The following is a 15,793-nucleotide window of genomic DNA, read 5'->3' on the forward strand; positions in this document are numbered from 1 at the left end:
TATGATTCTTTATATTGCCGAAAAACCCAGCCTTGCCCGAGCCATTGCCGCCGCCCTTCCCTCACCACAAAAAAAAGAAGAGGGCTGTATTTGGTTGCCTAATGGTGACTGCGTTAGTTGGTGTATCGGCCACTTGCTCGAACAAGCTGAGCCTCATCAATATAATCCAGCTTATAAAAGTTGGAATTTAGACCACTTGCCTATCATTCCGACTGACTGGCAATGGCAAGAAAAAGCCAACACAAAGAAACAACTTGGCATTTTAAAAAAATTGATTAAAAAAGCCACTGTTTTAGTTCATGCAGGAGACCCGGATAGAGAAGGCCAATTGCTGGTCGATGAAGTACTTCACTACACCAAGGTTCCAGCACAGAAACTGAAAAACACTCAACGACTTTTGGTGAATGACTTAACACCTTCTGCGGTAAAGCAAGCACTTAGCAATTTGCGTTCAAATAATGAATTTGCGGCGCTATCTCGATCGGCGCTGGGCCGCGCTCGTGCAGACTGGTTGTTCGGCTTAAACCTAACACGTGCTTATACCATCAGGGGCCGTCAAGCTGGCTACCAAGGTGTTCTATCTATTGGGCGAGTGCAAACGCCAGTACTAGGACTTGTTGCTGCTAGGGACAAAGAAAGAGAAGCCTTTGTTCCAAAAGACTTTTATCAAGTATGGGCGAGCATACAAACAACTCAAGATGCCATATTTCAAGCTAAATGGTTGCCTAGTGAAGCTTGCCAACCTTACATGGACGATGAAAACCGAGTGCTAAGCTTGCCACTTGCGCAAAACGTCGCCAATCGCATTACCAATAAACCAGCGATTGTGATTGAAGCAAATTACAAACAAAAGAAGCAACCAGCACCACTACCCTACAGTTTGTCAGCACTTCAAATTGATGCAGCAAAAGCATTTTCTCTTTCCGCCCAGCAAGTGTTAGATACTTGCCAAGCTCTTTATGAGCGTCATCAGATAATCACCTACCCTAGATCCGATTGCCGTTATTTACCCACTCAACAGCACAAAGACGCTGCAGCTATTATCGCCGCTCTCACTCGTTCGGGAGGTGATATACAACAAGGCGCAGAAAACGCCGATGCATCACGAAAAAGTAAAGCGTGGAACGATAAACAAGTCACGGCTCACCACGCTATTATTCCAACAACTCAAGCTCACAAAGCGGCATCACTTTCCAAAACAGAGGCGCTGGTATTTAACTTGATTGCCCGCCAATATCTTATGCAGTTTTATCCTGAATACGATTATTTGGCGTCTTACATCAAATTGGAAATTGAAGGTGGACTCTTTGAAGCGAAAGGTAATACACCGATTGCACTTGGCTGGAAAGCGCTTTTACCCAATAAAAACAAAAGTAAAGACCCAGAAGATGAAAACCAAAACGAGCTACCAAAGCTAAGTAAGAATGAAGAACTCTGGTGTATACAAGGGCAAGTCCAAGAGAAAGTCACTACGCCACCGGCGGCTTTCACTGACGCGACATTACTGGCTGCCATGACTGGTATCAGTCGCTTTGTGACTGATAAAGACATTCGAGCAATACTGAAAGAAACCGATGGCTTAGGTACAGAAGCAACGCGAGCGAGCATTATAGAGTTACTTTTTAAACGTGGCTTTTTGATGAGACAAGGTAAACAAATTCACGCCAGCCAAACAGGGCGCGCCTTTATTGATTGTCTACCTAAGCAACTGGTCACTCCTGATATGACGGCAAAATGGGAGTCAGCTCTTAACAGTATTAGTCTTGGAGAAGCAAGTTATCAAGAATTCATGACAAATTTAGAAGGCAACTTAAATCAGTTACTAAGTGCTTCCCGAGATATGCCGACATCCGCATTACAAAACCTACCGCCGCCAACAAAGAGTCCTTTTGCTAAACGAAAAGGCTCAACAAACAAAAGGACGACAGGTACAAGAAAAACAACCGGAACGAAATCTAACAGTACAAAAACGACAAGCTCAAATACAAGAAGGCGCTCAAAAGCGCCTTCTTAATTGAACTCATTTTCGAACAGTACTCTAACCAACAGCTAGCCAGATACCCACGCCAATCATTAGCGTTCCTGCAATACGATTCATGATGCGCACATTACCACTTTGCATCAGAATAGATTTCAACGTTCTCCCACCTGCAGCGTAAATAAGCAAACAAGTGAGCTCAAGCGTTAAAATAATGGCAATCAATACAATCAATTGACTCGTCAATGGACGGCTTGCATCTAAAAAAGGTGGCAATAAAGCGACAAAAAACGCCCAGCCCTTAGGATTGGCAATTGCTGTCACAAACCCTTGTGAGATTAAATCTAACCGTGAGGCAGGCTTGGCTCCAGTAGCGTCTGCTTTAATCGCCATTTTTCCTTTAGACAACCACATCTGAATCCCTACATAGGCGAGGTAAGCACCACCAAGGTATTTCAACACCATAAAAACACTAGGATAATTCAATAATAATGCAGCAACACCAATCGCGGATAAGATAGCCACTGTTGCAACACCAACCAACTCTCCCAGCATCATCCAAAGTGCGCGTTTCACTCCAATCGTCATACCTAATGTCATGGCTAATGTCATGCACATACCAGGAGTGATAGAGACAAAAAAGAAGGTCGGTATAAAAGCAGAAAGAAGAGCTAAGTTCACAAGAGGTCCTTATCTAACATGTAGTAATTTACGGGACAAAATTCTCATGACTTAGCATAAGTAGCAAGTACTAATACCGATAAATGGACTTGGCCTTAAAATATAAACAGAAGGGAAACTAAAAATGTTTTTTTGTTTTAAATGTCGAATCCTCAATAAACTTACTCCATTCATCATCCAGCTCGCCCTCATCTTCACTATCCATGTTTTTAGTCATCTCTTCTTCTGCTTTTTGCAAAGCAAGATCATCTTCAATTTCTTGCAGCAGTTCTTTAAGTTTAAGAATGGTAGATTGAGCTTCAACAGACTCTTTGATAGGTGCCAATTGCGCCAAAGCCTCTTTATACATATCTATAGCTGTATCCATTTGACCACTTAAAAATGCTTTACGAGCAAGATAGGCATGATAATCCGAGTTAACTTTATAGTGATAAAAATTTAATAGTTTACTGTATCGATAGACAACATCTTGATCGATGGTTTTTTCTTTCTGGGATAAAATCAAAAAAGATTTGAAGGATTCAAAGAGACGCTTTACTTCTATTATAAGTAATTCATCATTCATCGGCTTAGCACGCCTTTTCTGCGTGCTCGTTTGGAACTCTGTCATTTCTTCAGCCAAATGACCGCGACGACGAGTTAATGTTGGATCAGGTTGCAGCTCAATAAGCTGATCGTATATAGCAATCATTCGAGAAAATAACCACATTCTCATATCTTTGGGCTGATACTGGGGGGGCATCTCATCAAGGTAGCGACGCACCTGACGCAGTTGGTTATTGAGCGTTGCCACTTTGCGTAATTTTTCCAACCGAGCCTGCTCTTTTAACTGTAGAAAAATTGCAAATGCAATAAATCCACCGATAACGAGCAAAAGCACTGTAATGGTAACGGCTGTCATATGATGAGTAGTTTACCTTAGTAATATTTATAGACGAAACGCCTGCAGGCTTCAAAAAACGAATACGAATAAAATTCGCCAAGTTGCTTTTATTTGAGCTCCACTTTACTATTCTTTGAGAATAAAACCTTTTCAACTTCCTGTATCATGCTTTGTAGACGTGCCATCTCTCTTTTCGAGCTACTCACAGAACTATTTTTTTCCATAACAGATAAAGCAATTCGATATTTTTCTAGCGCTCTATTTTTCTTATCATTATCTAAATCAAGTCTAGCCTGCCGCACTAAAAGATCACGATAAGCCAAAGCATGTGCATAACGAATCAAAACAATATGATGCCTTATTATTACTCTACTCGCACCATAACTTTCACCCATGCCTCTCAACTCTCTGAGCATAAATTGAAGTGCATTTTGGATTTTATCTAACTGTTCTTGACTAGCGACACGATCCTTTACTGTTACCTGACGCCCTAACTTCAACTCTGTCAACAGTCTTAGCAGGTAAGCCTGCTTCGAAACAAACTCCGACTTATAATTCGATGCCACAAGCTGAGTTGTAATAGAAAGTAAATATTCTATGAGAAAAATTTTGGTATCTCTCGCCATATAGCGATCCGAAACCATTTCTAATGAATAAAGTAAGCGATCACTTCGATTCGATAAACGAGAAAGTAGCTTCTTTTTTAACTCCCTTTGCTGTCTTCTCCAACGAAAAAAAGCAGGTAACAAGCAAAGAGCAACCAAAAAGATAACGACAGCTAAAATCAACATACCTAATTTCATTACTTAATAGTTACCTAAGTTGCGACTTTATATAGAAATAAAAAAGTAACTTACTTTTATATAACACAGACGGCGGGATGAAAACAAAAAAAGATCAGAGAAGCTGATCTTTTTTTGTTTATCTTGAAAGGGACTTATCGAGAAACAGAAAAGCCCAATAACGTATAGAAAATTATAGCAGAAAGTACAGCTGAGGCAGGAACAGTAATTACCCATGCTGCAGCAATACGTAACAAAGCAGAACGTTTCACTAATTCTTTCTTCGTTGCTTTCTTCAAGCCTTTACGCTCTTCAGATGAGATAGGAGATGAAGCTTGTGCGGCTTTCAACTCTTTCAAAATTGCACGCTTTTCTTCAACATCTGCCAATTTGAAACGCTTCACAAACTCTTGTGTTTGTTGGCCGTTGTGACCAGCAGACTCAGAGTGAGCAATAATCGACGCCAGTTTTTTCTCATAAGATTGCTTCAAATATTCACGTAAGAAGCCAACCCCAAAAATACCGCCCACAGCAATGTGAGTAGAACTAACAGGTAAACCAAACTGAGATGCAACAATGACCGTAATCGCAGCAGCCATGGCAACACAAAAAGCCCGTGTTTTATCCAATTCAGTGATTTCAGAACCTACAGTCTTTATCAGTTTTGGCCCAAACAAAGCAAGACCAACAGCAATACCAATACCACCAACCATCATAATCCATAAAGGAATAGAGGCTTTACTAGAAACAGCACCAGTTAATAATGCATCATTAATAGCTGCTAGAGGCCCTATGGCGTTCGCAACATCATTCGCGCCATGGGCGAAGCTAAGCAAAGCAGCGGATACAATAAGAGGAAGAGTAAATAAACTATTCACAGCATCTTTATCATTTTTCAATGCAGTTGCCGCTTTATCAATCATAGGGCGAATGAGGAAATAAACGGTTAATGCAATTGCAAAAGCAATCATTGCCGCCGTAATAAAATCTAGCTTCCAAAGATGTTTAAGACCTTTAAGAATAAGATATGTTGAGAACGCCCAAACCATTAAACCAACTAATAAAGGGACAACCTTTTTAGCCGCATCAATCATGTCACTCTTATAGGTAATTGAACGTTTGATATACATTAAGAATAATGCAGCGATCACGCCACCCATCACTGGTGAAATGATCCAGCTAGCAACAATTGCAATCAACTTATCCCAATTCGCAATATCCCAACCGCCAGCCGCGATACCAGCACCAAGCACACCACCAACGATAGAATGAGTTGTCGAAACAGGAGCACCAAGATAGGTTGCTAAGTTAAGCCAAATTGCACCAGCTAATAAGGCAGCCATCATCACCCAAATAAAGGTTCCAGCGTCGCCAATCGAATTAGGATTAATTATGCCATTTTTAATAGTACCAACAACTGTACCACCAGCAATCAAAGCACCGGCAGCTTCAAAAATAGCAGCTATTAAAATGGCGCCCGTCATTGATAAGGCTTTAGATCCTACCGCTGGCCCAACATTGTTGGCCACATCATTAGCGCCAATATTTACGGCCATGTAGGCGCCAATTGCCGCGGCGATAGCTAATATAGATAAATTAGAAACCCCTACACCATTAGCTGAAGCATAAAAACCTGATGCCAAAACAAAGGCTAAGGCAATCAATACTCGGACAAACTCATGACCACTCAATAACGTGGATTCTTCTTTCGGGTTATTTGTAAGATCCATACGGGCTCTTCTTTCTATAATTAATCTATGCCAAACCGTTGATAGTTCAAACTACGCTTAAACTACCTACGACATGCTTATCCTAGCATCCCAAATAAATTTGGCTCTCAATTCATCCCGTCACATTTTTGCAAAATGTAAATTCGGCGCCATTCTACACTGGGAGTCTTCAGATAAAAACCCCTAAACATGTTGTTAGCAGCAACTCGAAAAGGACAAAAAAAAGTGCCTTCAAAAGGCACTAGATAGAAAGATACTACAAAAATATGACTATTTTGTTACAAACATGACACAATCGATTTAGCACTCAATAACATTGACAGCCAATCCACCTCGCGACGTTTCTTTGTACTTATCATTCATATCTCTACCAGTATCTCGCATGGTACGGATTACTTTATCTAAAGAAACGTAATGTGTCCCATCTCCTCGAAGTGCCATACTTGCAGAGTTAATGGCTTTAATTGAGGCCATAGCATTGCGTTCAATACAAGGCACTTGAACCAGACCACCTATTGGGTCACACGTAAGACCTAGGTTATGCTCCATGCCTATTTCTGCTGCGTTTTCTATTTGCTCAGGAGTGCCTCCCGTCGCTGCCGCTAATCCTGCCGCTGCCATAGCACAAGCCGATCCAACCTCCCCCTGACAACCTACTTCCGCTCCAGAGATTGATGCATTCTCTTTAAACAAAAAGCCAATCGCTGCAGCAGTAAGGAAGAAGGTGATCACGCCCTCTTCACTCGAACGAGGACAAAATTCCCAGTAATAATGTAGTACTGCAGGGATAATACCAGCCGCGCCATTGGTTGGTGCCGTTACAACACGCCCCCCTCCAGCATTTTCTTCATTAACTGCTAAGGCATAAAGATTGACCCAATCCATAGCCCCAAGTGAAGGCGTAATCATGTCCATGCGCGTCTTACTAGTTAAATCTCTATGTAAACTAGCAGCTCTTCGCTTAACTTTTAATCCACCAGGTAAAATACCTTCGTTGCGAATTCCTTGCTGTACGCAGTTTCTCATAACGGCCCAAATAGAAAGAATACCTTGTCTAATCTCTTCTTCAGTTCGCCAATGAGTTTCGTTTTCCATCATAATCTGCGCAATACTTTTGTCTTGCTCATGACAAAGTCGAATAAGCTCTTCTGCGCTATGGAAAACATGAGGAAGTTCTGTTGCATCCTCAACCAACGCCACATTTCCATGCTCATCTTCTTGTACAATGAAACCACCACCTACAGAGTAGAAAGTCGCTTGATGTATAACTTGACCTTCCACATCAAAAGCGACCAGTACCATGCCATTTGCATGAAAGTCTAAACGATCAACACGGTGATAAATGAGGTCTGTAGCGACATCAATAGAAATAGGCTGTTTTGACAATAAATTCAGCTGCGAAGAAAACTCTATTTGATCCACTCGTTCGTTTACACGACTAGGATCAATCACATCAGGCAGCTCTCCTTCTAGCCCCATTAACACCGCAGTACCTGTGCCATGGCCTTTACCAGTAGCGCCAAGTGAGCCATATAAATCAATTTTTAAGCGACCAACTTTTGATAATAGATGTCGATCTTCTAATTGATGAGCAAATTGATTTGCAGCCACCATAGGGCCAACGGTATGCGAACTGGAAGGACCTATTCCTACTTTAAAAAGGTCAAATAAACTGATTGCCATAGCCTTTCCCCCTGCCGACAGATAGGTTCTGCACGACGATAAAAATACAAAACACAAGTTCAATAGCAAAAGAAATTATCACTTATGAGATAAAGTTTCCAATTGGAAACAGTGTTTTTTGGCTATATAAATTACAAGCTCAGCAAAGAGTCAATTTATTGACGTTTAAAGACAATTGCACTAGTACTAAAACGAACACAGATAGATAAAAAGAAAAACCAAAAGGCCGGGGCCTTTTGGTTTTCATTATAAATCAAGTAAATTGGTAAGCTATTTTAGCTCAATTAGAAGAAACCAAGCGGATTCACATCATAGCTTATCAGCATGTTTTTAGTTTGTTGGTAGTGCTCCAGAGCGATTTTATGAGTCTCACGACCAACACCAGATTTTTTATAACCACCAAAAGCAGAGTGAGCTGGATACTGGTGATAACAGTTCATCCAAACGCGACCGGCTTCTAGGTTACGCCCCATACGATACGCAAGGTTGGTATCACGTGTCCAAACCCCAGCACCTAAACCAAATTCACTGTCATTGGCGATAGCAAGTGCTTCAGCCTCGTCTTTAAACGTCGTCACACTGACAACTGGACCAAAGATTTCTTCTTGGAAGATACGCATGCTATTAGAGCCTTTGAACAAGGTTGGCTGTACATAGAAACCTTTATCCAAACCATCTACCGATTCGATGCCACCACCAATTAATAGTTCTGCCCCCTCTTCTTTACCGATATCAATGTAACTCAATATTTTATCAAACTGCTGCTTAGATGCCTGAGCACCAACTTGCACGTCAGTATCCAATGGGTTGCCGCGTTTAATAGTTTTAGTACGTTCAATAACCAAGGCCATGAAGTCATCATAAATAGACTCATGGATCAAGGCACGAGATGGACAAGTACAAACTTCACCTTGGTTAAAGAAAGCCAACACCAAACCTTCAACACATTTGCTGATAAAAGCTTCTTCATGTTGCATGACGTCTGCAAAGTAGATATTCGGCGACTTACCACCTAACTCAACCGTAGAAGGAATGATATTCTCTGCCGCACATTTCAAAATATGCGAACCAACTGGCGTCGACCCAGTAAAGGCAATTTTGGCAATACGTTTACTGGTCGCTAGCGCTTCACCCGCTTCTTTACCATAACCGTTGACGATATTAAGCACACCTGGTGGTAGAAGATCCTGAATCACTTTGACCAATTCTAGTATAGAGGCTGGTGTTTGCTCTGCTGGTTTTAGAACCACACAGTTACCAGCGGCAAGCGCTGGAGCAAGTTTCCATGCAGCCATCAAGATCGGAAAGTTCCAAGGAATAATTTGACCAACAACACCTAATGGCTCGTGAAAATGATACGCCACAGTATGTTCGTCTAACTCAGCCGTGCTGCCTTCTTGCGCACGTAAACAGCCAGCGAAATAACGAAAGTGATCTGCTGCTAAAGGAATATCTGCGTTCAAGGTTTCGCGAACTGCTTTACCATTGTCCCATGTTTCGGCTACAGCAAGTGCTTCTAGGTTTTGCTCGATGCGATCAGCAATTTTCAACAATATGTTGGAACGATTAGTAACGGATGTTTTACCCCAAGACGCGCGTGCAGCGTGAGCAGCATCTAGGGCTAGATTGATGTCTTCTTCAGTAGAACGAGGAATTCGACAAAATACTTCGCCATTAACAGGGCTAATATTATCAAAGTATTGACCTTTCACCGGTGCGACCCATTCACCGCCGATAAAATTGCCATACTCAGCTTCAAATGTAATAAGGCTACCGTTAGTACCAGGTTGTGCGTAGATCATAAATATTCTCCATTCTTGTTGTTTTTATTTAAAGAGTACTTTGACGCCTGCTGCGCTCGCAACTTCATACAAAAGCCTCTTCAGGTTTTTAATCTTTGTTTTTAACCTTGATAGTAAGAGTAGGAAGAAAACGAAAAGAAAACTTGCCTGTGAGTCCATGAAACTTGTCTAGCGATCCATTTCTGCTGCGCTTTAGTATTGACCCACGAGCAAGCAAGAGTGATGATGAGTAAAAGATAATTCGCCACGCCGTACAATTAAAATAAAAAACATTGAGACAAAAGAGGTGTGTAAATGAGTCGCTCAATCTCTACAGAGAAAATATTACTGCAACATAAACGCGCGCCAGTACAGTTGGTCGAAAATCGTGTGTGTTTTGCTGGGCCACATTCCGAGCTAAGCATCTACGATACTTATGAGCAAGCACAAAAAGTCAGCTTAAAAGCCGACTCTTTACTTTATTGCGGAATGGTTACAGGAGCAAAAGTCATGCATACCAAAGAGCATGACAACATTCCCTTCTTGCCCCATGAATCTTTTATATTGGCACCAAAAGAAGAAGTCTTTATTGATTTCCCCGAAGCTCAATTTCATCGCCCAACGACATGCCTCACCATTGCAATTTCTCAAGAACGAGTAGCACAAATTTGTGATCGTATGAATGACATTATGGTGGAGTCTTTCCCCTCTGGCGTCGCACTAGATCCAAACCAACACCTTCACACCTTACACACTCAAGCAACGCAGCAGGTCATCGATAGACTTACCAGTGACTTTCTTCGCAATGATCCAGACAGAGATTTACTCGTCGATTTTGGTGTTAGTGAATTGGTCACTCGAATAATACGACATCATGGTCGAGATGCTCTATTACGCTTCACCCAACATTCACCGGATGCAAACGGTCTCACTTGTGTTATCCAATGGATCGAACAAAACCTAGCACAACCTTTAGATATAAATCAGCTAGCTAAAATGGCCTGCATGAGCCGTAGTCGCTTCTACGAAAGCTTTAAACGTCAACTAGGCTGCACGCCACTTGAATATCAACACCAACGCAGAATGAGCCGCGCTTACCAGCGCCTACAGGAAAAATGTTCGGTAACAGAAGTAAGTTATGAGTTAGGTTACTTAAGTTTGAGTCACTTTAGTCGACGTTTCCATCAGCACTTTGGTATGTCACCTCGTCAAGCGACACAAACTCAGCTCAACTCATAACAAATATAAGACTAAAAAATCTGCCTTAATTTCGACTTACAATATATAAAGACACCCAGCATAAAGATTAAACTGAACATCAAAGCAAAAAATGGCACTAACTGCCCTAATTGATACAAAGAAGCCAGAGTGACGGGCCCTAATGCTGCCCCCAAGCCCTGCATAGAAGCATTCATGCTTGCTAAACGACTCTGTTGCTCATCTTTTACCAACAAAGTTTGCGCGGTTACTATTCCCGGAAACAAGAAACCAAAGCCTGCACCGAACAATCCCATGGCAAACAAAACACCAACGTAAGAATCTAAAAAGATAAACGCCAGTTGAGCCAGAACTCCGACGCCAACCCCAGAAAAAATCAAAGTCACAACACCAAGCTGAAATCGTGGTACCAATATCATTTGCACTAAAATACTAAAGCAAGACATGGTCATCATGGCAAATCCCAACTGATGTGTTGTCTGAGCAACATCAAGCTGAAACCTATCCTGAATCAAAAAGCTCATAATTTGCTGAACACCTGTCATCGACAAAATAGACAAAGAAGACATACACAAAAATGGCATAACTGGCTGAGCAAACCAATTGATCTTAGGTGGTTTCACAAATTGACGTACATGCTTAGTATCTTTAACAAAAAACGCTACCAGTAAAACGATACTCCCCGCCAAAAAAGCAATGATATAGAAAGGCGCAGTCAACCCTAAGCTACTCAATAAAGAAGCAAAAGCTGGACCTAAAATCATCCCTATACTAAAAGATGCGCCAATCATAGCAATGGTAGAACTACGATGTTTAATGTCAGTATGAGCAATTAAATAAGTCTGAACAGAAGGTAAAACACCAGCAATTCCAAGGGAAAAAATAATACGTAAACCAAACACCAAGTAATAAGTTTCCTCCGCAGATAAATTCTTAGCCAAGGCTTCTTGCAGCACAAACCCAGTCAGGGTAATGGTCACTGCGTAGCTACTCATACCGATAATCACCGAACGCACACGACCAATTCGATTAATGATGCCACCCCATAAAAATGCAGCAACAACAAAAGTTGCGGCACCAGCGGTAATAAGCGTACTGATTCGAACATCAGCCAAGCCAATTTCACGACCAATTGGTGGTAAAGACGTAAATATAAAAGACTGCCCAATCCCTACTATCATCAAACAAGATAATAATAACCAACGGGACAAACGCTCATGAAGAGAGGAATAGGTTTCGGAATTAATCAATGCATATCCTTGATATCAAACTAGCAGTTCAGTCCGCCAGCAAAGCAGATCCATTTAAACAAACTTACCGAGGCAAGCTTGCGTTTAAAAGGGGCTATTTATCATCCAGATAAACTTGCCAATAAATTATCATATTTTGGGGCTTTTTTCTGGCCGTTGTGAGCCAAACCAAGGATTTAAAATGGAAATAACGACTATCAAGAAATAATCAGAAAAGCTTAGGTTTTATTTTTGCACCAGTGATAGAAAAATGCGTAAAATCCTTTTTTGTAATAAACGTATCTTCTCGCTCACTCCCGTTAAAAAATGGCCGAACTCCAGAGATTATCTGCTTAACGAGTGCGCTAATGACTGTTCAGCAATAAAAAGAAGGGAAATTATGCCGCCGCTTTTTAAACACCCAAACTTTGTCCATTACTGGATTGGGCAAATTGCCTCCTCATTTGCGTTTCAGATGCTAAGCGTTGGAATAGGCTGGCAAATGTACGACCTCACTAACAGTCCTATGGCTCTCGGTTTGGTCGGGCTTTGTCAATTCCTACCACAACTATTATTAACCTTAGTCGTCGGCCATGTGGCTGATCATTACAACCGTCGATTGATCTGTGTTTGTACTCGTTTATCAATGGCTATGACAGTCGGAATATTAGCCTATGGCAATATGTCATCGACAATTTCTGCCGAAATGATTTATCTCTGCGCGGCATTATTAGGCACGGCAAGAGCCTTTGAAATGCCAGCAAACCAAGCAATTTTACCAAACCTTATTCCTAACGAATTACTTTCTCGGGCAGTCAGTGCCATAGCCTCAGCACGCGAAATATCGGTCATTGCAGGTCCAGCTCTTGGTGGTCTCATTTATCTATTAGGTCCTACCACTCTATATCTTTCTAGCATGACCTTCTTTTTCATTTCATGCATTATCATGTTCTTTTTACATTACAATTTTACGGTAAAAAGTAAATCGCCTATCAGTATGACCCACCTGCTTGGCGGCATAACCTTCATCCGCGGCAATAAGGTCATCTTAGGCTCAGTTTCCTTAGATATGTTTGCTGTTTTATTGGGTGGAGCAACCGCTCTATTACCTATTGTCGCCAAAGACATTCTCCATACAGGCCCTTGGGGGTTGGGGTTATTACGTTGCTCTCCTGCACTTGGCGCGCTGCTTATGTCTATCTACTTAGCCCGTCGACCTATCAAGCATAGTGTAGGTAAAATCATGTTCGCAGCAGTGGCTATTTTTGGTGCTGCAACCATTCTATTCGGTTTGTCTGAAAACCTTATTTTGTCGATGATTGCTTTAGTTCTCCTAGGCTTGTCTGACATGATCAGCGTTGTTATCCGCTCCACGCTTGTACAATTAGAAACCCCAGACGAAATGCGCGGTCGAGTCAGTGCCGCCAACTCAGTCTTTATTGGCAGTTCCAATCAATTGGGAGAATTTGAATCTGGCGTAACTGCGGCATGGTTTGGTGTAGTTCCCGCGATTGTTATCGGTGGTGTTGGCACGATTGCCGTTGTGGGTCTTTGGATGTATTTATTTCCAACTTTGTTGAAACGTGACACCTTAGACAAAGAAAACGATTAACAAAGATGCACGATCAGCTTGACACAAAGTCAGGCTGATAGCCTTAAAACGATGGATAATGAACTAACAATTACTCAGTCCAGTACATAAAATACCACTGTCAAAAATAAAGACTATTTGCCCTGATTCAATGGCTAAATAAAATCGTACCAATCATTTAACGCCACTTACGCTTATCTTTTTCAATAGTCTTCCATTTCCAGTTTGGCGCTTCACCTTTCCAGTAATAACAAGCAATCAAAATAAGCGTGCTAATAACCATAGACACAGCCCATTTAAGCAGCTCAGCTTTTGGATCATTCACGATGCTAATAACGACGACAGTCAACAGGTATAAGGCTAAAACAGTCCATCCCTGCCAAGTATTTGGCCTCCCCCACCCCCAGCCATTTTTTTTTGCTGGAAACCAAACTGCCTTCTTTTTATCCGTCATATCTAAAACCTCAGAGCTGCTTAAAAATGCTATATGCTGAAACACTTTGCCCTAATTCAACTCATAAAAAAAGAGCCTATATGTTTAGGCTCTTTAATTGAGAGAATACTTTGTATTTTAGCTTAGCGATTATCTAGATTGTTCATATCTTACAGCCCCTTATCTAGGACTCTTATCTTGCGAGGAATTCACCGCGCGTTTTGTCGCTGCGTTTAAAAAGTCCGCCTAGAGCAGTTGTTTGAGTCGAAGAGCTGGCATCCATAACGCCTCGTGCTTTTACACAATAATGCACAGCACTAATGCTTACCGCAACATTGTCTGTTTCAAGTAAAGCTTGCAAGGTGACTAAAATCTGCTGAGTAAGACGTTCTTGTACCTGAGGGCGCTGAGCAAAGAAGCGCACTATACGGTTGATTTTGGACAAACCGATAATCTTCGTTTTAGGTAAATAAGCAACTTTTGCTAAACCGTCAATAGTCACAAAATGATGTTCACAAGTACTAGTGAAGCTGATGTCGCTGACTTTCACCATCTCATCTACTTGCATCTTATTTTCGATCACTGTGATTTTTGGAAACTGTGCGTAATCCAAACCAGAAAAGATTTCTTTTACGTACATTTTAGCTATACGGTGTGGTGTTTCTGCCAAGCTATCGTCGGTCAAATCTAGACCAAGAGTTGTAACCACATCCTCAAAGGCACTTTTAATACGCTGGTATTTTTCTTCGCTTGTCAGGCCGTTATCAATCATCGGAGTTTCAAGGCCGCTGTTAATAAGAGCATCGCGTACTTTTATAGCCGCATCAGACAATGCAGGCAGGTTTAAATTCGTTTGTTCAGCTGTGTTAGCTTTCATATGTTTGTCCTAAGTTGCTTAACCCTGTCTCATGACATGAAGGCGTTCAAAAAAAGAAGTCCCATTCAGTGAGTTAGACCAAATGTCGGCCTCCATCAAGTGACAAGGTTCGACCTGTCATATAACGACTGTCTAATATGTACTGTATTGCGAGCACACCTTCTTGCTCCCCTGGCTCCTTGCGCAGCAAGGATTTATTCAATGCTTTGTTCCGATATTCTGTATCATCGCCACTGTTAAACATTAAAAGTGATGGTGCGATCGCATTAACCTTAATTAGAGGTGCAAATCGTTTAGCAAATGAGCAAGTTAAGTTCGCTAAGCCCGCTTTACTTGCAGCATAAGCAATGTGTTTATCACTGCCTTTTTCAGCGACATAATCCGTCATATGAATAATGTCTGCTTGCCCATCTTGCTCAGAACCTGCACATAATAATGCTTCGAAGGCTAGATTTATACGATAAGGCGCAAATACGTGGACTTGCCACATTTTTTCCATTAATAACGCCGTATCCGAACAATCTTCTTCAGACTCCCACTCAGAAGCATTATGAATAATTCCACCAAGTGCTGAATACCGACCTTGTATTGTAGCAATAAATTCATCCACACCAGAGATAGATGAAAAGTCAGCCTGTATACAAGAAATTCCTTGTCCTTCTAATATAGTAATGTCTTCTCGTTCTCTACGATAAGTAATAATTACCTCATATCCTTGAGCAACTAACGCTTTAGCACAGGCAAGACCTAGGCGCTGTCCTCCGCCGGTAATAATAATTGGCATTTTACGCGTCATTAGTATCCGTTCCTACTGAGTTATCATCATTAACCACATAAAAAAATACTATCAATTCAACATCTGTATTTTGTTGCAGCCAACGTTTAATTCTTCGGCTAACCTTAAATACGTTCACTTTTAAAAAAGAG

The 15,793-nt window shown here is 41.4% G+C and carries 13 protein-coding genes; 3 read left to right on the plus strand and 10 right to left on the minus strand.

Annotated elements, in window-relative coordinates; all coding sequences use genetic code 11:
• Nucleotide 1: 1 nt before the first annotated feature.
• Complete coding sequence (locus B6N13_RS14560) at nt 2-2,014, plus strand: DNA topoisomerase III (protein WP_169459773.1); 2,013 nt, start codon at nt 2-4, stop codon at nt 2,012-2,014.
• Between the two features lie 24 nt (nt 2,015-2,038).
• On the opposite strand, the gene B6N13_RS14565 is transcribed toward B6N13_RS14560, so the two are convergent.
• The 6 genes from B6N13_RS14565 to B6N13_RS14590 form a co-directional block, all read right to left on the minus strand.
• Nucleotides 2,039-2,659, minus strand: coding sequence for a LysE family translocator (locus B6N13_RS14565; RefSeq protein WP_012070952.1), 621 nt, complete (start codon nt 2,657-2,659; stop codon nt 2,039-2,041).
• A gap of 118 nt (nt 2,660-2,777) precedes the next feature.
• Nucleotides 2,778-3,560 (minus strand): hypothetical protein, encoded by a 783-nt coding sequence (locus B6N13_RS14570; protein ID WP_169459774.1) that lies wholly within the window; start codon nt 3,558-3,560, stop codon nt 2,778-2,780.
• 89 nt (nt 3,561-3,649) lie between these two features.
• Nucleotides 3,650-4,345, minus strand: a complete 696-nt coding sequence (locus tag B6N13_RS14575; RefSeq protein WP_012070954.1) for a hypothetical protein — start codon at nt 4,343-4,345, stop codon at nt 3,650-3,652.
• 134 nt (nt 4,346-4,479) lie between these two features.
• On the minus strand, nt 4,480-6,054 hold the full coding sequence (locus B6N13_RS14580; protein ID WP_169459775.1) for an inorganic phosphate transporter: 1,575 nt from the start codon (nt 6,052-6,054) through the stop codon (nt 4,480-4,482).
• 300 nt (nt 6,055-6,354) lie between these two features.
• Nucleotides 6,355-7,737, minus strand: a complete 1,383-nt coding sequence (locus tag B6N13_RS14585; protein ID WP_169459776.1) for an L-serine ammonia-lyase — start codon at nt 7,735-7,737, stop codon at nt 6,355-6,357.
• A gap of 284 nt (nt 7,738-8,021) precedes the next feature.
• Nucleotides 8,022-9,539, minus strand: a complete 1,518-nt coding sequence (locus B6N13_RS14590) for an aldehyde dehydrogenase family protein (protein ID WP_012070957.1) — start codon at nt 9,537-9,539, stop codon at nt 8,022-8,024.
• Between the two features lie 294 nt (nt 9,540-9,833).
• Here B6N13_RS14590 and B6N13_RS14595 point away from each other — a divergent pair, with 294 nt between their 5' ends.
• Complete coding sequence (locus tag B6N13_RS14595) at nt 9,834-10,757, plus strand: AraC family transcriptional regulator (protein WP_012070958.1); 924 nt, start codon at nt 9,834-9,836, stop codon at nt 10,755-10,757.
• A gap of 11 nt (nt 10,758-10,768) precedes the next feature.
• Here B6N13_RS14595 and B6N13_RS14600 read toward each other — a convergent pair whose 3' ends face one another.
• Nucleotides 10,769-11,986 carry an MFS transporter gene (locus tag B6N13_RS14600; protein ID WP_012070959.1) on the minus strand — a complete coding sequence of 406 codons (1,218 nt, stop codon included), beginning with the start codon at nt 11,984-11,986 and terminating at the stop codon, nt 10,769-10,771.
• Between the two features lie 379 nt (nt 11,987-12,365).
• Here B6N13_RS14600 and B6N13_RS14605 point away from each other — a divergent pair, with 379 nt between their 5' ends.
• Complete coding sequence (locus B6N13_RS14605; protein WP_012070960.1) at nt 12,366-13,577, plus strand: MFS transporter; 1,212 nt, start codon at nt 12,366-12,368, stop codon at nt 13,575-13,577.
• 157 nt (nt 13,578-13,734) lie between these two features.
• Here the strand turns inward: B6N13_RS14605 and B6N13_RS14610 are convergent, their stop codons facing one another.
• The 3 genes from B6N13_RS14610 to folM form a co-directional block, all read right to left on the minus strand.
• On the minus strand, nt 13,735-14,010 hold the full coding sequence (locus tag B6N13_RS14610) for a hypothetical protein (RefSeq protein ID WP_048814386.1): 276 nt from the start codon (nt 14,008-14,010) through the stop codon (nt 13,735-13,737).
• 172 nt (nt 14,011-14,182) lie between these two features.
• On the minus strand, nt 14,183-14,866 hold the full coding sequence (gene folE, locus B6N13_RS14615) for a GTP cyclohydrolase I FolE (RefSeq protein WP_012070962.1): 684 nt from the start codon (nt 14,864-14,866) through the stop codon (nt 14,183-14,185).
• Nucleotides 14,867-14,939: 73 nt separating this feature from the next.
• Nucleotides 14,940-15,662 (minus strand): dihydromonapterin reductase, encoded by a 723-nt coding sequence (gene folM / locus B6N13_RS14620; protein WP_012070963.1) that lies wholly within the window; start codon nt 15,660-15,662, stop codon nt 14,940-14,942.
• Nucleotides 15,663-15,793: the final 131 nt, after the last annotated feature.

It is taken from the genome of Marinomonas sp. UCMA 3892, from assembly GCF_012726345.1.
Taxonomy (GTDB): domain Bacteria; phylum Pseudomonadota; class Gammaproteobacteria; order Pseudomonadales; family Marinomonadaceae; genus Marinomonas.

What these genes read in the sequence shown, in the direction of transcription:
- B6N13_RS14560 (WP_169459773.1), top strand. Translation starts at nt 2, where the DNA reads ATGATTCTTTATATTGCCGAAAAACCCAGCCTTGCCCGAGCCATTGCC.
- B6N13_RS14570 (WP_169459774.1), bottom strand. Translation starts at nt 3,560, where the DNA reads ATGACAGCCGTTACCATTACAGTGCTTTTGCTCGTTATCGGTGGATTT.
- B6N13_RS14575 (WP_012070954.1), bottom strand. Translation starts at nt 4,345, where the DNA reads ATGAAATTAGGTATGTTGATTTTAGCTGTCGTTATCTTTTTGGTTGCT.
- B6N13_RS14580 (WP_169459775.1), bottom strand. Translation starts at nt 6,054, where the DNA reads ATGGATCTTACAAATAACCCGAAAGAAGAATCCACGTTATTGAGTGGT.
- B6N13_RS14585 (WP_169459776.1), bottom strand. Translation starts at nt 7,737, where the DNA reads ATGGCAATCAGTTTATTTGACCTTTTTAAAGTAGGAATAGGTCCTTCC.
- B6N13_RS14590 (WP_012070957.1), bottom strand. Translation starts at nt 9,539, where the DNA reads ATGATCTACGCACAACCTGGTACTAACGGTAGCCTTATTACATTTGAA.
- B6N13_RS14595 (WP_012070958.1), top strand. Translation starts at nt 9,834, where the DNA reads ATGAGTCGCTCAATCTCTACAGAGAAAATATTACTGCAACATAAACGC.
- B6N13_RS14605 (WP_012070960.1), top strand. Translation starts at nt 12,366, where the DNA reads ATGCCGCCGCTTTTTAAACACCCAAACTTTGTCCATTACTGGATTGGG.
- B6N13_RS14610 (WP_048814386.1), bottom strand. Translation starts at nt 14,010, where the DNA reads ATGACGGATAAAAAGAAGGCAGTTTGGTTTCCAGCAAAAAAAAATGGC.
- folE (WP_012070962.1), bottom strand. Translation starts at nt 14,866, where the DNA reads ATGAAAGCTAACACAGCTGAACAAACGAATTTAAACCTGCCTGCATTG.
- folM (WP_012070963.1), bottom strand. Translation starts at nt 15,662, where the DNA reads ATGACGCGTAAAATGCCAATTATTATTACCGGCGGAGGACAGCGCCTA.